This is a genomic window from Flavobacterium sp. (genome assembly GCF_004211145.1).
Classification (GTDB): Bacteria; Bacteroidota; Bacteroidia; order Flavobacteriales; family Flavobacteriaceae; genus Flavobacterium.
On sequence record NZ_SEBS01000021.1, the window covers coordinates 16,994 to 42,404 of the forward strand.

Below are 25,411 nucleotides of genomic sequence, written 5' to 3' on the forward strand. Positions count from 1 at the left end.
TGTCTGAAAGTTACGCAAAGTGTTAAAGAACGAAAAGTGCGTTTGGGAATTATTAACGCGCGGTTTGGATTTTGGATTCGCGATACATTTGGTGATTAACCAATTCGCTAATTAACCTTACTTTTGCACCATGATTCAAAACGATTCAATAGTCGCATTGGCAACGCCTTCAGGTGCGGGCGCGATTGCCGTTATCCGCGTGTCGGGACTCGATGCGATCGGGATAGGCGCGTCGGTTTTCAAATCGGTCCGGAACAAGGATCTGACGAAACAGAAATCGCACACATTGCATTTGGGCCATATCGCCGACGGTGAGAAAGTCATAGACGAGGTGCTCGTTTCGATTTTTAAAGGACCGAATTCGTACACGGGCGAGAATACCGTCGAGATTTCATGCCACGGCTCGACGTACATCCAACAGCAGATCATCCAATTATTGTTACGCAAAGGCTGTCGCATGGCCGATGCGGGCGAATATACGTTGCGCGCGTTTCTCAACGGGAAGCTCGATTTATCGCAGGCCGAAGCCGTAGCCGATCTGATCGCGTCCGACAACGAGGCGTCACACCAGGTCGCGATGCAACAAATGCGCGGCGGATTCTCAACCGAGATCGCGCAGCTTCGCGTGGAACTCCTGAACTTTGCATCGCTGATCGAATTGGAACTTGACTTCTCGGAAGAAGATGTCGAGTTCGCCGACCGAACCCAATTCCGCGAACTTTTGGAACGCATCGAACTCGTCTTGAAACGCCTGATCGATTCGTTCGCGGTCGGAAACGTGATCAAGAACGGAATTCCAGTCGCGATCGTGGGCGAACCGAACGTTGGGAAATCGACGTTATTGAACGCGTTGCTCAACGAAGATCGCGCCATCGTGTCGGACATAGCGGGAACGACGCGCGACACGGTTGAGGACGAGTTGAGCATCGGTGGCATCGGATTCAGATTCATCGATACGGCAGGAATCCGCGATACGAAAGACGTCGTGGAAAGTATCGGCATCCAGAAGACTTTTGAGAAGATCGCGCAGGCTCAGGTTGTTGTTTATTTAATGGACAATGGACAATTGATAATGGACAATGCTGTTGATACCGCTAAGAATGAGATTGAGAAGATACGCAACCAATATCCGATGAAGCCGTTGGTCATCATCGGAAATAAGGCTGATAAATTGTCGGACGCGCAAAAGTCGGACATTGAAACCGCCATCCCCGGAATTCTTTTGATTTCGGCCAAAGAGAAGATCGGCGTCGACGATTTGAAGGACAAATTACTGTCGTTCGTGAACACGGGCGCGTTGCGCAACAACGAAACGATCGTGACCAACACCCGTCATTACGACTCGTTGCTCAAGGCGCTTGAGGAAATCCAAAAAGTGCGTTTCGGGCTGCAATCGAACTTGTCGTCAGACCTGATGGCGATCGACATCCGCGAGGCCTTGTATCATTTTGGGATGATTACGGGACAGGTTACGAACGATGAGTTGTTGGGGAATATATTTGCGAATTTTTGCATCGGAAAATAAACCAAACAACCAATTCAACCCATCGAAGCGAAAAACTACAACGATTTAGCTTCCGACGATTTTAAAAACGTCCAAAAATCCGTCCCTGACGTGTGATTTTCCATTGAAATTCCTGTAGCAAACCGTAACTTTGCGCGCCGGTTTTGGTTTTCTAATCCCGACAAAATTCCTTGTCGCCCGAATAAAAACCGAACAGGAAAGAATCAATAAACAAGTAAATCAAGTATGAAAAATTCATGGCATGGCGTCACGTTCGGTGACAAAGCCCCGCAAGTCGTCAACGGAATCATTGAAATCCCAAAAGGAAACCGCGCAAAATACGAACTCGATAAGGAAAGTGGCATGTTGATCCTGGATCGCGTGCTGTTCTCGTCGGTCTATTATCCCGCGAATTACGGTTTCATCCCGCGTACTTATTGCGATGATAACGATCCGCTTGACATCCTGGTGATTTGCCAGGTCGATATCGTGCCTTTGTGCATCGTGTCGGCGAAAGTGATCGGCGTGATGCGCATGGTCGACGGCGGAGAAGCCGATGACAAGATTATCGCAGTGGCTGAAGGCGATCCTAGCGTCAATCACATCAACGACATTTCGGAACTGCCGCAACACTTCATCTCAGAACTAAAAAGCTTCTTCGAGGATTACAAGAAACTCGAGAAAAAGGAAGTCGTCGTCGAAGAATTCCAGAACCGCGAAACCGCATGGAAAATCATAGAAAAGGCGATCGCCGACTACAACGAGAAATTCAAAAAAGAGAAAACCGTATAACCATCATGGAAACCGATCGCAAAAATCATTGGGAAACGGTTTATCAAACCAAGAATCCGAACGAGGTCAGCTGGACGCAAAAAGTCCCGTTGACCTCTTTGGATTTTATCGCGTCCTTCCATCTCGAAAAATCGGCGAAAATAATCGACATCGGCGGCGGAGACAGCAATCTTGTCGATTGTTTGCTCGAACTTGGTTACGAGAATTTGTCGGTTTTGGACATTTCCGGGAAAGCGCTCGATAAAGCCAAAGCACGTCTGGGTGAAAAAGCCAGCAAGGTAAACTGGATCGTTTCGGACATCCTCGAATTTGATCCGACCGAAACCTTCGATGTTTGGCACGACCGCGCCGCGTTTCATTTTTTGACATCCGACGAAGAAATTCGGACCTACGCAGGCATCGCCAAAAAAGCCGTTTCAAGATTCATGGCGATCGGTACGTTTTCAGAAAATGGTCCGAAGAAATGCAGCGGACTGGAGATTTCGCAATATGATGCCGAAGGTTTATCGCTTGTACTTGCTGATGATTTCGAACAGATCGAATGTCTCACCGAAGATCACGTAACGCCGTTCGACACCATCCAAAACTTTACTTTTTGCCGTTTCGCGCGAAAAATATAACAGTCGGCAAAACGGATTTCATCATCGGAACACTATCTTTACGAAACAACAACGTAAAACTTAAAGTATGAAAAGTAAAATTGCATTCCTCGCGCTTTTGTTCGTGTCTTTCATGGCCAATGCTCAGGATAAAAAAGCCGCAAGTCCCGCCGAAACAGCGACAGGAACCGTAAACGGAGCCAAAATCACCGTAAATTACGGAGCGCCTTCAGTCAAAGGTCGTGAAATCTGGGGCGGACTCGTTCCTTATGGAAAAGTATGGCGCGCCGGAGCGAATGACGCGACGACGTTTGAAACCAGCCAGAAAATCACCGTCGAAGGCAAGGAATTGCCAGCCGGAAAATACTCGTTCTTCATCATTCCTGAAAAAGAAAGCGCCACGATCGTTTTCAACAAGGAAGCCAAGCAATGGGGCGCGTATGATTATGACGAGAAAAAAGACCAATTGCGCGTCGTCGTAAAACCAACTGCGGCAAAATCAAAAACCGAAAAACTCACGTATTCCATAAACGCCAAAGGATTGTTGATCCAATGGGATTCCTGGGATATTCCGGTCGCGATCAAATAATTCGACTACATTAAAATAGAAAAGCGCAATCTCACGACTGCGCTTTTTTTTTATTTCAAAGCTTGAGCTCCGGCTTTCGCGACCGTTGCGTCGTCGTCGACCGTGCTTCCGGAAACGCCAATCGCACCGATGAATTCGCCCGCCCCGTTCTTGAGTACGACGCCGCCGGGAAACGTGATCAAACCGTTATTCGAATTCTCGATCTGGAACAACGGTTTTCCGGGTTGGACGAGCGGGCTCAAATCGGCCGTGTCCATTTGGAAGAAAATCGCGGTTTTGGCTTTCTTGATCGAAATGTCGGTCGAACCCAGCCAAGCGCCGTCGTTCCTGACGAAGGCGACTAAATTCGCTCCTGAATCGACGACCGCGATATTCATTTTCGTGTTGATGTCGGCGGCTTTTTGTTTGGCTGCCATGATAATTTCTTCGGCTTGTGATAACGTAACGTCCATGTTGTATTTTTTTAGGATCGTAAATTACATCTTGCCTACGAAGAAATCTTTACAACAAAACCGATAAGATTTACACAGTTGAGTTTGGCAACTATTTTCGCAGGTCGGCGTAACTGATGAGTTTGACGTTTCTCTTTTTCAACAATTTCTTGATCTCGGGATTCGTAAACAGATCGGTCACTCCTTGCCTATCCTCGGCCACATGTTCGTAACCGATGTGGTGCACGGCTCGCAATTCGGCATTGTCGAAACCAGGATGATCGAGGAACATGTAGGTTTTTCCGGCTTCGAGAGTTTCAATTGTTTTCTTGAACGCCGCGAGTTTTTCGGCCGACGTTTTCGCGGGTCCCGAATAGCCGATCCCGACGACATCCGAATTGTGGATATCGTTCAAAAGCCCGTATTCCTTCGCCAAACGATTCGACAACGCCTTGACTTCATCGGTCATCATCGAGCAGTTCATGTGGCCTGAAATATGGCTCACGCGCGGAACGTATTTCTTTACGAGTTCGATCTGGGCTCGGAATTCGGCCTCTATCTCAGCGAGCTTCCATGCGTTTTCGAGCAAGGCTTGTTTCGGGTAGGCCGCGTCGGGATAAATCTTGGGGAAGAAATAACCATCGGCGTCGCAAAGGCTAGGGCATTGGGTCAACGGGCGCCATTTTATATTGTCCCATTCGCTCGTGAGCGCCAAATGGATTCCGACATCGACATTGGGATTTTGCCGCAACAGCTTCACGGCTTCAGGAAACCAGGGCGACGCGGCAATGATTTCTATCGACGTTTCGACGCCTTTCACATGACTCTCGATCAGCGCTTCATTGCCTGAATGTGTGTAACCCATGTCGTCGCCACGAACGATGAGCCGAATCTCTTTTTGCTGTCCGAAGCAACAAGCTCCCGATAATAATAATGCAAACAAAACCTTGTTCATGTTTTTGATTTTCGTGAAAATAATGAATTTTTCGCTCGTGGTACGGGTTGCGCTATGTTAGGTTAAAGTTAATACCTATATTTAACCTCGCTAACCAAACCGATACCACCATTGCATGGGCGCCAAATTCCAACGAAATTACTTCGACTGGTTTCTTAAAAGACCCCGAATTTCAGGATTGCTCGTTTCACTTTTACTGACCGTGATCGTTTGCATCATCGCATTTCAGCGATACGAGATGTCGCGGAATTCAGAGAAGCGCGAAATGTACAACATGCTCGATGTCGTGCACCGCAACCTCTAACAATCGATCAAGAACTGCTATACGACGACATTGACGCTCGCACTTACCGTAAGCGACGATGGCAAGCCTCAGAATTTCGACGAGATCGGGGCGAAATTGCTCGAATCCAACACATTGATCGACGCGGTCGAACTCGTGCCGAACGGCGTGATCACCTATATTTATCCGATGTCAGGCAACGGACCTGCCTTGGGTTTCGATATTTTGAATTCGCCCGACCATCGCGACGAAGCCATGCGTTCGCTCCATTCTGCCAAGATGTATTTCGCGGGTCCACTGGAATTGCAGCAAGGCGGAAGCGGCATCATCGGGCGATTGCCGGTGTATCAAAACGGAAAATTCTGGGGATTTTCGGCCGTCGTGATTCGAACCGAAAAACTGTATCAGGTTTCCGGAATCCACGCGATCGATGAAAGCCGCTATTATTTCCAGCTCGCAAAACTCAATCCCGTCACGAAGAAACGCGAGTTTTTCCTGCCCGATTCGGTCGATCTTTCAAAAAGCTATTACGCATCCAAAACGATTCCCGACGGCGGCTGGGAACTTTACCTGATCTCGAAAAACAAATACGGCCCGCTTTGGCCCGTACTTCCGATCGTATTTTTCGGGTTGATACTCGCCGTGCTCTTTGGGTTCGTGCTCGCGATCGTACTCGAAAAACCCGCTGAGGCCGTGAGACAAAGCGAAGCAAGATTCGAAGCGCTCTTCAACGATTCGCCTGTCGCCTTGTGGGAAGAAGATTTCTCGAAAGTAAAAACGCATTTGGGCAAACTCGGTCTGATCGGCTGTGCGCCCGACGTCGCGTTGAATTATTTCAGGATGCATCCCGAAACCGTAGAGAACTGTCTCAAATTGGTGTCGATCATCAACGTCAACGACGAATGCCTGAAACTCCACACGCCCAAAACCAAACAAGAACTGATAAGCACGAATCTCGACGCGATAATCGGCAAGGAAACGCGAAACGCGTTCATCAAGCAATTGACCGCGGTCTGCATGGAATTGTCGCAAACCACGATGGATACGAGAATGCGTGACGGAAACGGCAATGACCGCGAACTGTTCCTGCAATGGACGGTGATGCGCGGATACGAGGACGACCTGGATCGCGTAATCATTTCGACCGAAGACATCACCGACAGGAAAAACGCCGAGAAGATCATCTACACGTCCCAACAGCGCATCGAATCGCTGATCAATACGATCGACGGCGTGGTTTGGGAAAGCGATTTCACGAGCGACAACATCACGTTCGTCAACAAGAAAGCCGAGGAAATCACAGGTTACCCAACCCGGCAATGGTTGTCGGAAAATGATTTCTGGACCAAACACCTGCATCCCGACGACCGTGCGAAAGCGTTGCGCGACTACAAGGAAAACGTAAAGGAACACAACCAGTTCGAATTCGAATATCGTTTCATGAAAAGCGACGGCGACTATATTTGGGTGCGCGATTACGTGAACGTCGTCAAGGAAAACGGAAAACCGGCGTTCGTGCGCGGCATCATGCTCGATATCACGAAGGAAAAGGAATCCGAGGAAAAACTCAACGAATCGCTGAAACTCGTCATCGAACAAAACAAAAGGCTGCAGAATTTCTCGTACATCGTGTCGCACAATTTGCGTTCGCACACGAGCAACATCCAGTCGATCGCGGCGTTGATGGAATCGATGGAATCCGAATCAGAGCGCAAACACATGCTCAACATGTTGCGAACGGTTTCAGGCTCGTTGAACGAAACGATGACGAACCTGAACGAGGTCGTGAACATCCAGACGAACATCAGTTTGGTGTCTGAAAACCTGAACCTGAAACAATACATCGACAATACGCTGGCGGTGTTGTCGGAACAGATCGTGACCAAAAAAGCGATCATCGACGTGAACGTTTCCGACGATGTCGAAATCTTGTTCAATGCCGCCTATCTTGAGAGTATTTTGTTGAATTTGGTGTCGAACGCGATCCGCTACAGCAGCGCCGAAAGACAACCTGAAATCGACATCGAATGGATCGGGAAAAACGGCGTCAAGTCGCTCAAGATTTCCGACAACGGTATCGGCATCGACCTTAAAAAATACGGCGACAAGATTTTCGGAATGTACAAAACCTTCAGCAACAACCCGGATTCGCGCGGCATAGGATTGTTCATCACGAAGAACCAGATCGATGCGATGGGCGGAACGATAAGCGTCGAAAGCGAACCCGGAAAAGGAACGAACTTCGTGATTACATTCAAATAATCGGCAAAATTACTTGACCATCAATTTCTTTACGGTCGATTTCCCTTCGGATGTTATTTTCGCCAAATACAGTCCAGAAGTCAACTGTAGCCGTATTTCGCGGTTCGGTTCATAAACCGTTTCCAGTACTTTTTGTCCCGAAACGTTGAAGATTTCAATCGTTCCGTTCGAATTACCTGAAACCGCGATGCTGTCTGTCGTCGGATTCGGATAGATCACGACTTTCTCCACTTCGAATTGACCTGATGAAAGGCTCGAAAACCATTGTTCGCCCGCGTGGATTCCCCAGATATAATCGGCCAAATCGGGATAATCGATAAATGGATTGCGGTTCACCTGCCATTCGTAGACGATGTTGTTGCGGCGCATCTCGAAATCGTCACGCGGATCGCTGTGGTTCCAGGTCAGCAGGGACGCGAGGTCGCCCATAATTTTATTTCCGGCGGTATCGGTCGGGTTGCCGTCGACGAGATTCAAACCGTTGTATCGGACGGCCATGTAGAACAAACTGCGCGCGACATCGCCTTTCCAACTGCCTGCGTTTCCAGCCGGACCGTTGTAATCGGAGCCGTAATCGCGGTTGCTGCGAAGCGTGTTTTCAGGTCCGTCCTCGGCGCGGATGTGATGCGCGTCGGCATGACCAGCGAGCAAATCATCGGCGCTCGTGGGCAACCAAACGTTGATTCCGTCGGGCGTCGAACTCGTGCCGTCCATGAACGAACCGCGAGATTGCGGGAAAATGTGCTCACGATTCCACGAACCGACGTTACTTGCGGTCGATTGGAATTTATACTTGCCGCGTCCCTGCTCCACGTACATCAACCACACTTGATTGCTGTTCAACGGGTTCTGATCGGCGATCGTGAGAATGTCGGTCACGTCGCCGTAATTCTGCGCGTGAACCACAGCCGGATTCGCGATAATATCCTGGATCGCCTGTTTCAATACGTCCCCGGCTTTCCCTTCGAGGGACGCATAATAACCTGCGGGAGTTGTGGGAGCGATTACGCCATACGTAGGATTCACGGGCGTGCCCCAAGTTCCGACGGTAAAGTCGTTGTCGATTACGATTTTGGAAATGTTGTCGTTGAGTCGGTTATAGCCTGTCGGGAGCGTTCCGAAACGGATCCTGAAAATCTCGTCGCCTTCGTTTTGGGAATCGTCGGTAATCGTGATCGATGTCGAAAAAGTCGTGGCGCCGGTTGGAATCGTAACCGTGGTCGTTCCCGTAAAATCAGACAAATTGAAGTTTGTGCCGACCAATGTAAAATTAAATGTAAGATTCGAAGTCACGGCCGTTTGGGTCGTAAATGTGATCGTGAACGACGCGCCTTCAGCAATTTCGTAAGCCGTCGGATTCACTGAAATCGTAACGCCGTTGAATAGTACGCCCGACCCGTCGTTGTTGGCGCCCGGCGTTGGATTTTTGGTCTCGTATGTTCCGTCGGGCTTTCTCTGAACCGATTGTGTCGTGCCTTGCCCATTCTCGTCTTCGTTGTATTGGACCGTCAACCCAAGCAATGTCATGAGCGCGGTCGCGTCGATGTCGCTGGTGTCGTACGCCAAAGCGCTGATGAGATTCGCGGTCGTAGCCAATGTGTCGTTCGGAAAATCGGACGGATTTCCCAAATACAAACCAACCGCATCCGGACCATTCTGGATGATGCTTGTCGCGAATAATTTATCGGGAACCGGTGACACAAGTTCGTTTCCGATGAGCGCGATTCCGTTCACATCGGTGACGACACCGTCAAGATCGATAGTGAAGTAACTCTTGTTGCTGTTAGTCGCGCCGTTAAAGAAAACGAGCACGTAACCGTCGAGTGAAAAATTGGGAACATCTGATTTGAGTTCGATGAATTCCTTGTCATCGGTACTCGGAGTATCCGAATCGAGTTCGTTGATTACAACTTGCGAAGTGCCGATAAATGGCAACAAAAGCCAAAACAGCAGGGTATTTTTTAGCATTCCGGGAAATTTTAGTCGCTGCAAATTTACGCGATAAAACATTCCATCAGATACGGTTTGGATTAAAACGACGTTGTAAACGTGTTAAATATGTTTTTTGCTGTAAGATTTTATCCCTTGATTTAGGGATAAATACAATATACCATGTTTTAGTTATTGCCAGAAACTGTAATAGTAGGTATTTTAGTATCACCAAACACCCAAACAAAAGATTTGCGTATGAAAATGCCCTGTCAGGAATACGAACTACAAATACGAAAAGCACGCGAAACCATAGGTTTGCTCGAGGACAAACTCCAAAAAGTGCGACAGAAACTGGAAAAAAGTCCTGAAGACGCCACATTCAGGCGCGAACTCAAACAAATCACACTCGACATGACCATCACGATGAATGAACTGGAACATGCGAAATCGGAGTTTGAGAACTGCAAATAGGCCTAAAATCCAGTCGATTTAAATAAAAAAGTGACCGTCGTTTTTGCGAATCGGCCACTGTTTCATTTATAGTTTACTGATATAACTTCCGTACAAATCCTTGAACTGAAACCCGTCGGTAAAGCGATCTTTGCTCAGTTTGTTGTATTCGACCAATCCCCAAAGCACGAATTCCTTCAAGAAATAGATGTCTTCTTTCGGCGTATCAGGTTGGTATTTTTTTATCAGATCGTTCAGCGGCGCAATTTCGTCGAGTTGCTTTTTGTACTCGGCATCCGAACAATCGTCGGGCAATTCAAAACCCGATTCGGCAAAGAACCAATCCACGGTTTCCTTGTACGGATTCACGTCTTTTTCGCGTTCGAGTTTTTCGATTTTCGGGAACAGCGTCGGGAAAAACGTCTTGACCGAATCGCCGATCAATCCTTGTGCGACGAATGCCGCGCCTTCCTGTTCGCCTTCGTAGACCAACTCCACTTTTCCTGTGATCGCGGGAATGATTCCCATGAAGTCCGACAGGCGAACGCTGGTTTTATCGACTCCCGATTTCAACGCCCGACGCTCGGCCGTACTCAACAGATTCTCGTAAGCGGTGATGCTCATGCGCGCACTCACGCCACTTTTCCCGTCGACATATTCGCTTTCGCGCGCCTCGAACCCGATCTGTTCGAGCAGATCTTTGGCCAACGACGGCACGTGCACGCTTTCCTCCTGACGTTTGTCGAGTTTCGCTTCCTGTTCGGTAATCGTGCGTGCGACCGCAACCGATTCGGGATAATGCGTCAAAATTTGAGAACCGATGCGATCCTTGAGCGGGGTCACGATACTTCCGCGATTCGTGTAATCTTCAGGGTTTGCAGTAAACACGAACTGCATGTCGAGCGGCATCCTGACTTTGAATCCTCGGATCTGCACATCGCCTTCCTGCAGGATGTTGAACAAAGCTACCTGGATTCTCGCCTGCAGATCGGGTAATTCGTTGATCACGAAAATACAACGGTTCGCCCTCGGGATCATACCGAAGTGGATCACGCGATCGTCGGCGTACGACAATTTCAGGTTCGCGGCTTTGATAGGATCTACATCTCCGATCAAATCGGCGACGGTGACGTCGGGCGTCGCTAATTTTTCGAAAAAGCGATCGTTGCGGTGCAGCCAATAGATCGGTGTGGAATCGCCTTTTTCAGCGATCACATCGTTCGCGTGACGTGAGATCGGATTGAGCGGATCGTCGTTTATTTCAGAACCTTCGACAACCGGAATCCATTCGTCGAGCAGATTCACCATCAAGCGCGCAAGCCTCGTCTTGGCCTGGCCCCGCAATCCTAAAAGATTGATATTGTGACGCGACAGGATCGCACGTTCGAGTTCAGGGATTACGGTATTTTCAAAACCGTGGATGCCCGTGAACGTGGGTTGTCCGTCTTTGATTTTTTGGCGAAGGTTGTCGCGCAATTCGTCTTTGATCGACTTTGATCGGTAATTGGCTTTTTTGAGTTCGCCTAATGTTTGTATGCTTTCTATTTTCATATTTTCTTTTAATTTTTGACACGAGGACACAAAGTCTCGAAGGCTTTAAGTTTTTTAATTTTTTTTTTGCCACGAAGACACGAAGACACGAAGACACGAAGACACGAACCCGATATCCAAAAAAGCATTGTTAATTATTAATTGTTAATTGTTAATTATCAATTGTCAATTGTCAATTATCAATTCACCCTTTAATCCGCTTCTTCCTATTCGCCTCATAGTCCTCGAAAATCATCTCGCCCAAACCTTTTAATCCGGTATAAAACGCTTTTCCCTGGTTGGCTTCGGTAAAATGCGACACGAACCGTTGAAGATACGGATCGTCGGCGATCATGAACGTCGTGATCGGAATGTGCAGTTTTCGCGCCTGTTGCGCCTGGGTATAACATTTATCCACGATATAATCATCGAGGCCGTTGCTGTTCATATAATAGGAACCGTCGCGCTCGCGCACGCAACTTGGTTTCCCGTCGGTAATCATGAAGATCTGCTTGTTGGTGTTGCGTTTTCGTCTCAGGATATCCATCGCCAGTTGCAGGCCCGCGACCGTATTCGTATGATAAGGCCCGACTTTTAGATACGGCAAATCCTTGATCGCTATCGGCCAGGCGTCGTTTCCGAAAACCAGGATATCGAGCGTGTCTTTCGGGTAACGCGTCGTGATGAGTTCGGCCAAAGCCATCGCGACTTTCTTGGCGGGCGTGATGCGATCTTCGCCGTACAAGATCATGCTGTGGCTGATGTCGATCATCAAAACGGTGCTCATCTGCGCCTTGAACCGTGCTTCTTCGACGACGAGATCGTTCTCGGTCAAACGGAAATTCTCAGCTCCGTTGTTGATTTGGGCGTTGCGAAGGCTTTCGGTCAATGAAATCCGCTCGAGGCTGTCCCCGAAATGATACTCGCGGAATTCTCCCGTATGTTCGTCTCCGCTTCCCGCAAATTTCGTCTTGTGGTTTCCCGATCCGCGTTTTTGAAGATTTCCGAATATCTGCTCGAGCGCCTGTTTGCGGATCGCGCGTTCGGTCTTGGCCGTGATGCCGAGCCCGGGCGTTCCATCGTCCTGGATTTCCTCGCGGATATAGCCTTTTTTCTTGAGGTCCTCGATGAAGTCGTCAATCGAATAGTCTTTGGTCGTGAGCTTGTATTCCGAATCGAGTTCGCGAAGCCAGTCGAGCGCTTCGTCCAGATCGCCCGACGTATGAGTGATCAATTCGCTGAAAATCTCGAACAGCTTGTCGAACGGTGACAAATCGGGTGCTTTGTAGGAATGAAAGAAAAACCCTTTTTTTCGTTGGTTGTCCATAGCCAATAAAATTACGCGAAAATGCGCGTGGCGAGCGATGAACCGATACTAATTTTTCGTTAAATCCGAAATCTCCGATTGGGTAAAAATCCGTACTTTTATGGCGGTTTAAAAAACCGAAATCCATCACCATGAAAATCGAACAAATTTATACCGGATGTATCGCCCAGGCTGCGTATTATCTGGAAAGCAAAGGCGAATCGGCGATTTTTGACCCGTTGCGCGAAGTACAGCCTTACATCGACAAGGCCGCCAGGGACGACGCGAAAATCAAATTCATTTTCGAGACGCATTTCCACGCCGACTTCGTTTCGGGACATTTGGACCTCGCGAAAAAAACGGGCGCGACAATCGTTTACGGACCCACGGCACAACCTGAATTCGACGCGCACATCGCAACCGACAACGAGGAATTCAAAGTCGGCGATTATACGATCAAAGCGATGCACACGCCAGGACACACTCTTGAAAGCACGTGCTATCTGCTCATAGATGAAACCGGCAAACAACACGGCATCATAACCGGAGATACGTTGTTCATCGGAGATGTCGGACGGCCGGATCTCGCACAGGAAATGGCATCGGAACTGACACAGGAAAAACTCGCGTCCTATTTATACGACTCGTTGCGCAACCGCATCATGCCTTTGGCCGACGACCTGACGGTTTACCCAAGTCACGGAGCCGGAAGCGCTTGCGGAAAAAACCTGAGTAAGGAAACGACCGATTCGCTCGGAAACCAGAAGAGAACGAATTACGCGTTGCGCGCCGACATGACCAAAGACGAGTTCATTGCCGAACTGCTCGACGGACTCGGTGCGCCTCCGGCCTATTTCCCGCAAAACGTAAAATTGAACATCCAAGGTTACGAAAGCCTCGATTCGGTGATCACAAAAAGTAAAAAAGGGTTGTCGGCAAAAGCGTTCGAGACCGCAGCGAACGGGACCGACGCGATCGTGCTCGACGTACGTCACGAGGATGAATTCGTGAAATCGCATATCCCGAATTCGATTTTCATCGGACTGCACGGAGGTTTCGCGCCTTGGGTCGGAGCACTTTTAATGAACGTGAACCAACCGATCCTGCTCGTTACGCCTGACGGAAAAGAAGAAGAAGCGATCACGAGATTATCGCGAGTCGGTTTCGACCACGTTCTGGGTTATCTCGAAGGCGGCATCGAAGCATGGAAATCGGCGGGATTCGAAACCGATGCGATGGATTCGATTTCGTCCGAGGAATTCGCGTCGAAATTTGACGGGGATTCCAAAGTGATCGATTCGCGCAAACCCGGGGAATTCGAAGCCGAGCACGTGGATGGAGCAATGAATTTCCCGCTCGACACGGTAAACGAGAATTTCGTCGGGTTGCCCAAGGACGAATTTTTCCTGCATTGTGCCGGAGGCTATCGTTCGGTGATCATGGGCTCGATACTCAAATCGCGCGGCATCCACAATTTCACGAATGTCGAAAAAGGCATGGCGGGGATTCGAAAAACCAATGTCGGGCTTACGCAATCCAGTTGCGCATCGGGATCGAAATAACCGAACTTTCTAACAAAAATTTAAGCCGCTAAAAATCCTGCGGCTTTTATTTTTAGATACATTTGCAACCGTAAAAACAAAATCATTAAAATGAAAAAAGCTCTTTTTGCGCTGCTTATCCCGGCGCTGTTGATTTCCTGCAGCAAGGTAGGCGTAAACGAATTCATCATTAACGGAGAAGTCAAAGGCGTCGACGGGAAAAACGTCATTTTGCAACGTCAGGACGATTCGCTCGGGACTGTCGCGGTCGATACGGCGAAAATTGAAAAAGGTAAGTTCAAATTCCAAGGCAATATCACTGAACCGGCCATGTATTCGTTACAGATCGAATCAGTGAAAGACAAGTCGTTCCTTGTAGTCGAAAATGCTGAAATCGACATCGAAGTCGACAAGGACAGCGTTTTCAAAAATAAGATCTCAGGAAGTTACAACAACGAACAATTGAGCGAATTCGGGCAAATGAGCGTGAAACTGCAAAAAGAATTGATGGACTTCCAAAAGAAGAACCAGCAGAAATTCATGCAGGCGATGCAGGCCAAGGACACGGTCACCCAAAATAAATTGAGGAAAGAATTCGAGACATTGCAGAAAAAGAGCGAGACCCAAACGATCAAATACATTAAGGACCATCCGAAATCTTTCATCACGATCTTGCTTATCCAAAGTCGTTTCCGCGCCAATTTTGAGCCGAATATTCCTGAAATTCAAGGAATGTACGACGCGCTCGATCCGGAATTGAAGAAAACCAAAGCGGCCAAAAAACTCAAGAAAATCCTCGACGAGAACAACAAGGTCGAAATCGGCCGACGTGCTCCTGAATTTTCAGGCCCGACGCCCGACGGAAAAACGGTTTCCCTTAAAGCGGAACGCGGCAAAGTAACGATCGTCGACTTTTGGGCTTCATGGTGCGGACCGTGTAGAAAAGCGAATCCGGAGCTCGTTGCGATTTACAATGAATTGCACCCGAAAGGCTTGAACATCATCGGAGTTTCGCTTGACAGACCGGGCAAGGCCGACGACTGGAAAGCGGCAATCGCAAATGACAAACTGGCCTGGACGCAAGTTTCAAACCTTCAGGAATGGAAGGATCCGATCGCGAAACGTTACGGAGTCGAAGAAATCCCTGCGAGTTTCGTGGTAAACCAATATGGCATCATCGTCGGTAAAAATCTCCACGGCGAAGAACTCAAAGCAAAGATCAACGAATGGCTTGCGAAGCCCGACGTTCCGAAATAATTAAATCCTCCGGCCTGGAGGATTTTTTATTTTACTGTAGGCCAAAGTTTTAAAAATTAGTTCCGAATTTAATCGCGCTAAGGTTTGCAAACCACGAAACTGTTGGTATATTTGCAGCCGTTACGCCACGGGAAGATACTCAAGCGGCCAACGAGGACGGACTGTAAATCCGTTGGGAAACCTTCGCAGGTTCGAATCCTGCTCTTCCCACAAAGTGAAACCCTCTAAAAAATGCAACAAGCTTCGCTTGATTGTAATTTTTTAGAGGGTTTTGCTTTGGGTACGGTTTTCCCTATTCAGGATCATGAAATAATCCTGCAACGTCCATAGGGAAAATGTGACACAAAATCATTTCCGTATTCGGCTTTTCGGAAACAACTTCGCTTGATTGCAATTTTTATAGGGTTTTGCTTTAGGTATGGTTTCCCCTACTCAGGATCATGAAATAATCCTGCAACGTCCTCAGGGAAACCGTGCCACAACAATTCTTACCTTGGTCATTTAATTGTTATTAAGCGATTAGGGAAAATGTGACACAAAATCATTTCCGTATTCGGCTTTTCGGAAACAACTTCGCTTGATTGCAATTTTTATAGGCTTTTGCTTCGAGTACGGCTTCCCTTACTCAGAAACATGAACTAATCCTGCAACGTCCTCAGGGAAACCTTGCCACAAAAATTGTTTTCACACTCGATTTTTTGAGAACAATTTAGTTCGGTTGCGATTTGAAACTTTTCATTGGGCAGGACTTCCGTTTATGATGATGATAAAATAATCTCAAACGTCATAGAAAAACCACGCTTACCAACCAATTCCGATTCAAAAAGAACAACGCCGCTACATTAAAGTTTCGCGATTCTTCTGTTACAAAAAAATAAATAAAAATAACTTGTCACAAAATGTGTTACAAAAAATAAACTCAACAAAAATTGTCACAAACCTATCCGCTAACCGGAAACACAATATTAATAACTACATCTAATCTCCACCCAACCCCGTCATCTCATTCCAAATCAACCACTTCCCATCGACCAATTTCCACTGCGTCAAATACACGCCCGAAATCTTACCATTGGCGATTCCGGCCCAGACGCCGCGATCGATCGCCACGGTGTCGGTCACTTCGATCGATTTCGATTTGTTTTCGGACATCCTGAAACCTAAATCGTACATCTCCTGATAATACGCCTTGATTTGCTCGTGTCCGCGCAATTCGTTTTTGTGAGGCGGAACCACGACCGAATTCTTCGCATAAAGCGATACCACCGAATCAATCTTCCCTGCGTTGAACCACGTTACCAGATTCGCGTTCGATTCGTTGAGCATCTGCTCTACCTTGCTGTTTGCGCCTTTGCATTGAATCCCAAAAATAGAAGCCAAAGCGACAAGCACGGAATTGATAAAATCGTCACTTTTTTCATCGTATTCGTTTTTAAGTTAAACAAATCCGCGAGCCATTCTTTTAGGCTTACGGCATCCTGATTTTGGTTTTCGGGCGAATCGTAGATTTCAAATCCGAGATGGGAAAAAATGAGTTTCACGGTGTGGCTTCTCGGCATCACATCGGCCGATTCGATGCGCTGTATCGTGCGCAGGCTGATGTTGCATTTCTCAGCGAGTTCACTTTGCGTCATGCCTTTTGCGAGGCGCAGTTCGGAAACTTTTTTACCTAAGACGGGTTGTTTCATGATTCGTTTGAATTCCATTGCAAGAATATGGGTAACTTGAAAAACGAGGAAATATTTGGGCAGTATTTGATGCGACATTGATATGACATTTCAAATACATTCCTGATAATCAACAATATAAAAATAGAGTTTACGCATAAAATTCGTAAACAAGATACCAAAAACAGAGAGAGAATTAAGGATTGCAACTGAAGAAAACTAATGAAACCTCGCAGCCTATCCGTTCCGCCTTTCGACTTTCGACTTTCAACTTTACACTTTCGACTTTCAACTTTCGACTCAGTTCATCTGCAACAACTGATACTGCTTCGGCGTAATGCCTTCATGTTTCTTGAACAAACGGATAAAGTAATTCGAATCCTCGAACCCTGACAAATAACAAACTTCGTTGATTTGTATTCCCGGATTCTTGAGCAGTTGTTTCGCATGTCGGATCTTTTCACTGAGTACGAATTCGATCGGGCTCATACCGAGCTCCCGCTTGAAGAACCGATAAAACGACGTCGTACTCATGCACGCGCGGTCGCTGAGACGTTTGAGGCTGATGTCTTCGGTAAGATTTTTTCGGATATAATCGACCACATTCGCGATCGGATGGTTGGGCTCGTTGAAAATATCGTGCTCGATCGCCTTCGTAGTTTGCGTCTGCACGATCCGGATCAGCAACTCCTGCAACGTCAAGTCGGCGAGCGCGTCCTTGGTCACATCGGTGCTCATACATTCGCGGATGAGTTTGTTGATCGTCGTTGCCAGATCGACATTGTTGTAAAAAAAGTAATTGTCGTGGTTGAGTTGCCACGGTTTGCCGCCTTCCTTGGGATAGCGGTCGTTCAAGAAATGCAGCGTTTCCGAAATCTTCGCCTGGTCGATTGCGAGTGCCAAACACTGCGTCGGATTGTCCTGGGTCGCTTCGGGAAAGTCGATCTTCATTTCGACATTCGACGGAATCACGACGGTTTCACCCGGCAGATAATCGAACTCGGGATCGTCGAACAAATGCATGACTTTCTTGCCACGCAACATGCTCGTCACGACGAGATCGTTGAATTTCAAAGGCACGAGCTGGGATTCCTGATACGTCTCGAACAAGTTCAACTCGCAGTTGTTGAGCGAATACACGGTTCGGTTCTCGACAAGCGTCTTGAGCGATTTCTCGTGTGTGAGCAACGGTGCGTGAAGTAAAGTCTTGCGCGGATTCATGCGTGTAAAGTACGAAATATTCTCAGTTAATCCTCGACAAATTTCAGGGTTTCGAGGTCGGCCGACTCTTCTTCGGTGAACAATCTCGAACGCGTGATGAATCGTTTCCCGAGCGGAATTTCGAGCGAAAAACTCGAACCTCTCCCGTCGGACGCATCGATCGTCAGATGCGTGTGTTTCCAATATTCGAACTGGTCCTTGTTCATCCAGAATTCGCATCCGTCGATCTCGCCGAGGCAGACATCGCTCTGTCCGAGCCGGAAATCGCCTTTCTCGAAACACATCGGCTGCGATCCGTCGCAACAACCGCCGCTTTGATGGAACATGAGCTCGCCGTGGAGGGATTTTAGTTGTTCGATGAGATCGAAGGCTGCGGGGGTTAGGGAGATTCGTGGGTTCATTGTTGTTGATTTGTTGAATTGTTGATTTGTTGATTTGAGTACTTGCCTTCCGATGACACGCTTTTATTTGTTCACGAAAGTATCCGAACGTCGACGCTAGAGATCGATTCAAATAAACGCATAAACACCCGAGGCGTAGCCGAACTGATGGAGCGCAGCGGAATAAATAAACGAATCAACCGAAAATAAAAAATGCCCGGCAGCAGTTGGAACCACCGAGCATTTACGAACCAACTAATTTCTATTAAAAGAAGCCCAACTTATTTTTGTCATATGAAACGAGCATATTCTTCGTCTGGCGGTAATGCGACAACATCATCGCATGATTTTCGCGTCCGAAGCCCGATTTTTTATAACCTCCGAACGGTGCGTGAGCCGGATACGCATGGTAATTGTTCACCCAAACGCGTCCTGCCTTGATAGCTCGCGGCACCTGATACAATTCGTGCGCATCGCGGGTCCAGACGCCTGCGCCCAGACCGTACATCGTGTCGTTTGCGATCTCGATTGCCTCTTCGACGGTTTTGAACGTCGTTACGCACGTCACAGGCCCGAAGATTTCCTCCTGGAAAATGCGCATTTTATTGTGTCCTTTGAAGATCGTAGGTTGGATATAGAAACCGCCCGAAAGTTCGCCGTCGAGGTTGTTCACGTCGCCTCCGGCCAAGACCTCTGCTCCTTCTTCCTTCCCGATTTTGAGATACGACTGGATTTTTTCGTATTGGTCGTTCGAGGCTTGTGCGCCCATCATTACGGTTCCGTCGAGCGGATGCCCGATCTTGATCGCATTCGTGCGTGCCACGACGCGTTCCATGAATTTGTCGTAAATATCTTCCTGCACTAAAATTCGCGACGGACACGTACAGACTTCTCCTTGGTTCAATGCGAACATGACCGCGCCTTCAATCGCCTTGTCAAAGAATTCGTCGTCTTTGTCGGCGACCGACGAGAAGAAAATGTTCGGTGATTTCCCGCCCAATTCCATAGTCACGGGAATAAGGTTTTCTGACGCGTATTGCATGATCAAACGTCCCGTAGTCGTTTCGCCCGTAAACGAAACTTTCGCGATGCGTTCCGATTGTGCGAGCGGTTTTCCAGCCTCAGGCCCGAAACCCGTCACGATATTGATTACTCCGGGAGGAACCAAATCCTGCAACAATTCCATCAAGACCATGATCGAAGTCGGAGTCTGCTCGGCGGGTTTCACGACGCAACAGTTTCCTGCGGCGATTGCGGGAGCGATCTTCCAGGTCGCCATCAGTAATGGAAAGTTCCATGGAATGATTTGCCCGACGACGCCTAGCGGTTCATGGATGATCAACGACAACGTATTCTCGTCGTGTTCGGCCGCGGCGCCTTCCTCGGCACGGATCACGCCTGCGAAATATCGGAAGTGGTCGATCACCAAAGGTAAATCGGCGGCACGTGTTTCGCGGATCGCCTTCCCGTTGTCAATGGCCTCGACGACCGCTAGATATTCGAGGTTTTCCTCGATGCGGTCGGCGATCTTATTCATTAGATTGCTTCTATATGTCGCCGACGTTTTTCCCCAAGTCTTGAACGCTTCGTGAGCGGCGTCGATGGCTTTTTCGACATCTTCTTTCGTGGAACGCGCGGCTTGCGTGAAATTCTTGCCGTCTATCGGGGAACTGTTGTCGAAATAATTTCCGTTTGCGGGCTCGACGAACTTGCCGCCTATAAAATTCCCGTATTTCTCTTTGAACTGCGGCCGTTGCGCCACATTGTTTGCTGGTTCTGTTGCTACTTCGCTCATAATTTGGATAATTTGATTTTCCCAAATGTAGTTACGCAATCGATTTAGGAGTAGCATTATTCGGTCAGTGAGTAGCACGAAGTTTTCAGATTTTGGAATTTAGATTTACAGAATTCAGATTTACGGAATTCAGATTTACGGAATTGGATTTATGGATTTTGGAGGTGTTGACCGATTTTGCGTTTTGGATTTCGACTCGCGATGTGGACCGATTCACGCGTCAGGGATGCGAGCGGCTATCCTTTTTGAGGAACGAGAAAAGATAAAAGCGGGCAGCCCGACGGCGGCGAAATACTCGTGAACCGACCGCAAACCCAAATGCCGCCGTGACGCCCCAATCAAACCATTAATTATTAATTGTTAATTCTTAATTGTTAATTATAAATTGTTAATTCCGTTGTCAATTATCCATTGTCAATTGTCAATTCTCAACTATCTTTGCCCCTTTAAAATTCCAATATGAAAATCTCTTACAACTGGCTCAAACAATTCATCAAGACCGACTGGAAAAGCGAAGAAACCGCCGCCCTGCTTACCGACCTTGGACTCGAAGTGGAAGTCGTTGAAAAATACCAATCGGTGAAAGGTGCGCTCGAGGGCGTTGTCGTCGGGCATGTTTTGTCGACAAGGCAGCATCCGAACGCCGACCGTTTGAAAATCACTACCGTCGATCTTGGCGATGGCAATGCGCCCGTGCAGATCGTGTGCGGAGCCGCGAACGTTGCCGAAGGACAGAAAGTTCCCGTGGCGACCATCGGCACGACATTATATACGAGCAACGGCGAATCGTTCGTGATCAAGAAAGGAAAAATCCGCGACGAGGAAAGCTGGGGAATGATCTGCGCCGAAGACGAACTCGGACTGGGCACGAGCCACGACGGCATCATGGTCTTGGATGAAGCTTTGAAACCCGGAACTCCCGCAGCACACGTCTTCAAGATCGAGAACGACGAGGTTTTTGAGATCGGATTGACGCCGAACCGCGCCGATGCGATGAGCCATTTTGGCGTTGCACGTGATTTGCGCGCGGGATTGTTGCAGCGAAACGTTCACGTGGAATTGATCACGCCGTCGGTTTCTAATTTCAGGATCGACAGGAAAGTCCTCAAAATCGACGCAACCGTACAAGACAACAAGTTAGCGCCCAGATATTGCGGCGTGACGATGTCGGGACTTACCGTAAAACCGTCGCCCGAATGGTTGCAAAACCGTTTGAAGGCGATCGGACTCACACCAAAAAACAACATCGTCGACGTGACGAACTACGTGCTGCACGAACTCGGACAGCCGCTCCACGCGTTCGATGCCTCGAAAATAAACGGGAAAGTCTGCGTGAAAACGCTACCTGCGGGAACCAAATTCACGACGCTCGACGGTGTGGAACGCACGCTTCACGAAGAAGATCTTATGATCTGCGACGACAAAGGCCCGATGTGCATCGCGGGTGTCTTTGGCGGACAGAATTCAGGAGTTACCGAATCGACGACTTCGATCTTTTTGGAAAGCGCCTACTTCAATCCTGTTTCGATCCGAAAGACGGCGAAACGCCACGGCCTGAATACCGATGCTTCGTTCCGTTTCGAACGCGGCATCGACCCGACGATCACCGAATATGCGTTGAAACGCGCGTGTTTATTGCTTAAGGAAGTCGCCGGCGGAGAAGTGACGTCAGATATCATCGACCTTTATCCTAAGAAAATCGAGGATTTCCAAGTCGTCCTGAACTTTGCGAAGGCCGCGAAACTCATCGGCCAGGAATTGCCTAAAGATACGATCAAGAAGATTTTGGCGTCGCTCGACATCAAGATCAACAACTCATCGGACGCGAATCTTGGATTGACTATTCCATCCTATCGCGTCGACGTGAACCGCGAAATCGATGTGGTCGAGGAAATCCTGCGTGTTTACGGTTACAACAACATCAATTTCACGAAGAAACTCAACGCGACCGTCTCGAATTCGGCGCGCACCGAGGATTATAAAGTACAGAATATCGTTGCCGGCCAGCTGACTTCCCAAGGTTTCAACGAAATGATGGCGAATTCGCTTACGACGCCCGAATACATCGCGCTTTCAGACATGTTGAAGGCCGAGGCAAACGTTACGATGCTGAATCCGTTAAGCAACGATTTGTCGGTGATGCGACAGTCGCTTTTGTTCTCGGGGCTTGAAGCGGTTTCATACAACATAAACCGCAGGAATTCCGATCTGCGTTTGTTCGAGTTCGGAAAAAGCTACCACAATTTCGAATCGGCCTACGCCGAGAAAAAACACCTGACGCTTTTCGCTACCGGAAACCGTAATTCGGAGAGCTGGACTGCGGGCCAGAAACCATCGGATTTTTTCTTGTTCAAAGGATTCGTAATGGGGATTTTGTCGCGTCTCGGTGTCGAAAAATTGCAGACACAACCGCTCGAAAATGACGTGTTCGCTGAAGGGATAGCGCTCGCCGTCGGAACTGAAATTATAGTTGAGTTCGGAACCGTCAAAAAACTGGTTTTGAAACACTTCGATATCAAACAGGAAGTTTTGTTCGCCGACTTCAACTGGAGCGCATTGCTCAAATTGGTCACGAACAAAATCAAATTTACCGACATTCCAAAGTATCCTGAAGTACGCCGCGACCTCGCGTTGCTCGTCGATCAGAATGTAGCGTTCGAGGCGATTTACGGCATCGCGCGCCAAACTGAAAAAGGCTTGTTGAAGGACGTGAACCTGTTCGATGTCTATGAAGGAAAAAACCTTCCCGAAGGCAAGAAATCGTATGCGGTCTCGTTTATTTTGCAGGACACGACCAAGACGTTGACCGACGAACAGATCGATAAGATCATGGGGAAATTGCAGAAGAATTTTGAGACGCAGCTTGGGGCGACATTGAGATAACTGAATTATCAGCTGCGAGTTTACCAATCGGAATTTTGCGAAACAATATTTTTTAAACCATTAAGGGCATTAAGTTCATTAAGAGTAGAAATGCTTAATGAACTTAATGCCCTTAACGGTAATTTATTTTACAGGTTTAAAACCTATATTCTTCTCTGAGTGTATTTCGGGCAGAATCAATGGTTGTGTAAAACTTAAACGTGGCATTATCAACAAAAAAAACCTCCGATTTCTCGAAGGTTTCTCACCAAATCTGGGTTAAACATACTCTTAATTGTGCATCAACACGGCGTCGACCACATGGATCACACCGTTAGATTGATTCACATCGGCAATGGTTACGGTTGAAGTCATTCCCTTTTCATCTTTCAATACCAATTTTTTCCCATCCATCATTGCCCAGAGTTTTCCGCCCTGTACTGTTTTAAGCTCTGTTTTGCCTCCGCCCGCTTTTATAGCTTTTGCGATGTCGTTGGCATTCCATTTTCCGGCGACCACGTGATATGTAAGCACGCCTTGTAACATTTTTTTGTTTTCTGGTTTCAGCAGGGTTTCCACTGTTCCCTTCGGTAATTTGTCGAAAGCCGCGTTCGTCGGGGCGAAAACGGTAAATGGGCCTTTTCCCGAAAGCGTTTCAACGAGGTCGGCTGCTTTTACGGCTGCGACCAATGTCGTGTGGTCTTTCGAGTTCACGGCATTCTCCACGATATTTTTTGACGGATACATGGCCGCGCCGCCAACCATTACCGTTTTTTCTTGTGCCGAAGCCTGATTCGACGTAAACATGACCGTAACGGCCAAGACTGCTGCTGATACAAAATTTCTAGTTTTCATAATTTGTTGTTTAAATTGTTGTAAGTGCATTTACGCAGCGTTTTGGGAATTGGTTTTGGGCGCGTGATTTTTTTTGCGTACAATTGAAATAGTGGCTTGTAAAGCCGTAATTAATCTCTACTTTTGGGCTGTTTTTGAAATCCCTGAGAATGAAACGCTTCAGCGCGCTTTTTTTACCATTTTTCCTACTTCTTACTATTGTCGCGTGTGGCCGAAAGGAAACCACGCAGGCCAGGAAATCCAACCCGGCGCACGAAGCCGATGCGGGCGTCGCCATGCAAAAATTCGTGATCAAGCTCTCGAAGTATGCCAAGGCGTTGAAACCTGGTTTCAATATCATTCCTCAAAACGGGTCGGTGTTGGCGTATACCAACCTAAAACCTAAGCAAGGCAAGAATTATCAGTACATCGAGGCGGTCGACGGATTCGGAGTCGAAGAGCTTTTCTACACGGAGGATGGCGAAATCGATTCGTCCCGCGTCGCACTTCTGGATGCGCTGAAGAACGACCGAAAAGTATTGGTTTCTGAATATATTCCCGACAGCGACGTGATCAACAAAGTAGCGAACATGAATCTCGATGCGGGCTTCGTACCGTTTATCAGGATGAAGTCGAACTATATTTATTCGCATATCCCGGAGCGCATCCGAAATGAAAACCAGGACGATGTAACCAATATGGATCAGGTTCGCAATTATTTGTATCTCATCAATCCCAAGGAATTCGATTCGAAGGAAGATTACCTGAAAGCGCTTGCCGATACGAATTTCGATTTGCTCATCGTCGATCTCTTCTACGACGAGGAACAATTGAGTAAAGCCGACGTTGCGTCGTTGAAACAGAAAAAAGACGGCGGAAAGCGTTTGGTGATCTGCTACATGAATATCGGTTCGGCTGAGAAATGGCGTTACTACTGGCAAACAAGCTGGAAAGTCGGAAAACCCGATTGGATCAAGAAAGCCTACGAAGGTTACGAAGGCGAATACTATGTGGAATTCTGGAACAAGGAGTGGCAATCGATAATTTACGGTTCGCAATCGTCTTATCTGTTCCGAATCATCGACGCCGGGTTTGACGGTACGTATCTCGATAATACCGAAGCCTACCACTATTTATACAACTAATTTCCATTTGTTTACCCGAACACGCAGTTCGTTTATCGGCGTAAAAATCCCGCGTCGGATCGCATTAGGTTTATCC

At 47.8% G+C, this 25,411-nt stretch carries 22 protein-coding genes and 1 tRNA gene; 12 read left to right on the forward strand and 11 right to left on the reverse strand.

The features are described from left to right. Positions 1-130: 130 nt before the first annotated feature. From mnmE to EOO50_RS10925, 4 genes are all read left to right on the forward strand, one after another. Entirely contained in the window at positions 131-1,525 is a 1,395-nt protein-coding gene (gene mnmE / locus EOO50_RS10910; RefSeq protein ID WP_290840037.1) for a tRNA uridine-5-carboxymethylaminomethyl(34) synthesis GTPase MnmE, read from the forward strand. A gap of 225 nt (positions 1,526-1,750) precedes the next feature. Next, on the forward strand, positions 1,751-2,296 hold the full coding sequence (locus tag EOO50_RS10915) for an inorganic diphosphatase (RefSeq protein ID WP_290840038.1): 546 nt from the start codon (positions 1,751-1,753) through the stop codon (positions 2,294-2,296). A 5-nt stretch (positions 2,297-2,301) separates the two neighbouring features. After that, on the forward strand, positions 2,302-2,916 hold the full coding sequence (locus EOO50_RS10920) for a class I SAM-dependent methyltransferase (protein ID WP_290840039.1): 615 nt from the start codon (positions 2,302-2,304) through the stop codon (positions 2,914-2,916). Positions 2,917-2,983: 67 nt separating this feature from the next. Continuing rightward, positions 2,984-3,484 carry a DUF2911 domain-containing protein gene (locus tag EOO50_RS10925; RefSeq protein ID WP_290840040.1) on the forward strand — a complete coding sequence of 167 codons (501 nt, stop codon included), beginning with the start codon at positions 2,984-2,986 and terminating at the stop codon, positions 3,482-3,484. Positions 3,485-3,534: 50 nt separating this feature from the next. Here the strand turns inward: EOO50_RS10925 and EOO50_RS10930 are convergent, their stop codons facing one another. After that, complete coding sequence (locus EOO50_RS10930) at positions 3,535-3,936, reverse strand: heme-binding protein (protein WP_290840041.1); 402 nt, start codon at positions 3,934-3,936, stop codon at positions 3,535-3,537. A gap of 91 nt (positions 3,937-4,027) precedes the next feature. Next, entirely contained in the window at positions 4,028-4,870 is an 843-nt protein-coding gene (locus EOO50_RS10935; RefSeq protein ID WP_290840043.1) for a polysaccharide deacetylase family protein, read from the reverse strand. Positions 4,871-4,985: 115 nt separating this feature from the next. Here EOO50_RS10935 and EOO50_RS10940 point away from each other — a divergent pair, with 115 nt between their 5' ends. Next, positions 4,986-5,174, forward strand: a complete 189-nt coding sequence (locus EOO50_RS10940) for a hypothetical protein (RefSeq protein WP_290840044.1) — start codon at positions 4,986-4,988, stop codon at positions 5,172-5,174. Between the two features lie 30 nt (positions 5,175-5,204). Then, positions 5,205-7,415 carry a PAS domain-containing protein gene (locus EOO50_RS10945; RefSeq protein WP_290840046.1) on the forward strand — a complete coding sequence of 737 codons (2,211 nt, stop codon included), beginning with the start codon at positions 5,205-5,207 and terminating at the stop codon, positions 7,413-7,415. A gap of 9 nt (positions 7,416-7,424) precedes the next feature. On the opposite strand, the gene EOO50_RS10950 is transcribed toward EOO50_RS10945, so the two are convergent. Further along, positions 7,425-9,383, reverse strand: a complete 1,959-nt coding sequence (locus EOO50_RS10950) for an endonuclease (protein WP_290840047.1) — start codon at positions 9,381-9,383, stop codon at positions 7,425-7,427. Between the two features lie 219 nt (positions 9,384-9,602). On the opposite strand from EOO50_RS10950, the gene EOO50_RS10955 reads away from it, so the two are divergent. Next, positions 9,603-9,818, forward strand: a complete 216-nt coding sequence (locus tag EOO50_RS10955) for a hypothetical protein (RefSeq protein WP_290840048.1) — start codon at positions 9,603-9,605, stop codon at positions 9,816-9,818. A 66-nt stretch (positions 9,819-9,884) separates the two neighbouring features. Here the strand turns inward: EOO50_RS10955 and EOO50_RS10960 are convergent, their stop codons facing one another. Then, a complete protein-coding gene (locus tag EOO50_RS10960) occupies positions 9,885-11,348 on the reverse strand; it encodes an AAA family ATPase (protein ID WP_290840049.1) in 1,464 nt (487 codons plus the stop codon). Between the two features lie 184 nt (positions 11,349-11,532). Beyond that, positions 11,533-12,654 carry a hypothetical protein gene (locus tag EOO50_RS10965; protein ID WP_290840050.1) on the reverse strand — a complete coding sequence of 374 codons (1,122 nt, stop codon included), beginning with the start codon at positions 12,652-12,654 and terminating at the stop codon, positions 11,533-11,535. Between the two features lie 131 nt (positions 12,655-12,785). On the opposite strand from EOO50_RS10965, the gene EOO50_RS10970 reads away from it, so the two are divergent. From EOO50_RS10970 to EOO50_RS10980, 3 genes are all read left to right on the forward strand, one after another. Further along, the gene (locus EOO50_RS10970) at positions 12,786-14,195 is read left to right on the forward strand and encodes an MBL fold metallo-hydrolase (RefSeq protein ID WP_290840051.1); all 1,410 of its coding nucleotides are present in this window, start codon (positions 12,786-12,788) and stop codon (positions 14,193-14,195) included. Positions 14,196-14,285: 90 nt separating this feature from the next. Beyond that, positions 14,286-15,431, forward strand: coding sequence for a TlpA disulfide reductase family protein (locus EOO50_RS10975; protein ID WP_290840052.1), 1,146 nt, complete (start codon positions 14,286-14,288; stop codon positions 15,429-15,431). Positions 15,432-15,560: 129 nt separating this feature from the next. Beyond that, positions 15,561-15,641: transfer RNA gene (locus tag EOO50_RS10980), tRNA-Tyr, on the forward strand. Between the two features lie 768 nt (positions 15,642-16,409). Here EOO50_RS10980 and EOO50_RS10985 read toward each other — a convergent pair. From EOO50_RS10985 to EOO50_RS11005, 5 genes are all read right to left on the reverse strand, one after another. After that, positions 16,410-16,757, reverse strand: coding sequence for a nuclear transport factor 2 family protein (locus EOO50_RS10985; protein ID WP_290840053.1), 348 nt, complete (start codon positions 16,755-16,757; stop codon positions 16,410-16,412). A 5-nt stretch (positions 16,758-16,762) separates the two neighbouring features. Further along, the gene (locus EOO50_RS10990; RefSeq protein WP_290840054.1) at positions 16,763-17,119 is read right to left on the reverse strand and encodes a helix-turn-helix domain-containing protein; all 357 of its coding nucleotides are present in this window, start codon (positions 17,117-17,119) and stop codon (positions 16,763-16,765) included. A gap of 279 nt (positions 17,120-17,398) precedes the next feature. Further along, positions 17,399-18,319, reverse strand: coding sequence for an AraC family transcriptional regulator (locus tag EOO50_RS10995; protein WP_290840055.1), 921 nt, complete (start codon positions 18,317-18,319; stop codon positions 17,399-17,401). Positions 18,320-18,345: 26 nt separating this feature from the next. Beyond that, positions 18,346-18,720 (reverse strand): DUF779 domain-containing protein, encoded by a 375-nt coding sequence (locus EOO50_RS11000; RefSeq protein WP_290840056.1) that lies wholly within the window; start codon positions 18,718-18,720, stop codon positions 18,346-18,348. Between the two features lie 244 nt (positions 18,721-18,964). Next, positions 18,965-20,494 (reverse strand): aldehyde dehydrogenase family protein, encoded by a 1,530-nt coding sequence (locus EOO50_RS11005; protein ID WP_290840057.1) that lies wholly within the window; start codon positions 20,492-20,494, stop codon positions 18,965-18,967. 459 nt (positions 20,495-20,953) lie between these two features. Here EOO50_RS11005 and pheT point away from each other — a divergent pair, with 459 nt between their 5' ends. Continuing rightward, entirely contained in the window at positions 20,954-23,377 is a 2,424-nt protein-coding gene (gene pheT, locus EOO50_RS11010; protein WP_290840059.1) for a phenylalanine--tRNA ligase subunit beta, read from the forward strand. A gap of 270 nt (positions 23,378-23,647) precedes the next feature. Here pheT and EOO50_RS11015 read toward each other — a convergent pair whose 3' ends face one another. Further along, a complete protein-coding gene (locus EOO50_RS11015) occupies positions 23,648-24,211 on the reverse strand; it encodes a fasciclin domain-containing protein (RefSeq protein WP_290840061.1) in 564 nt (187 codons plus the stop codon). 149 nt (positions 24,212-24,360) lie between these two features. On the opposite strand from EOO50_RS11015, the gene EOO50_RS11020 reads away from it, so the two are divergent. Further along, a complete protein-coding gene (locus EOO50_RS11020; protein WP_290840063.1) occupies positions 24,361-25,335 on the forward strand; it encodes an endo alpha-1,4 polygalactosaminidase in 975 nt (324 codons plus the stop codon). The last annotated feature ends 76 nt before the right edge of the window (positions 25,336-25,411 follow it).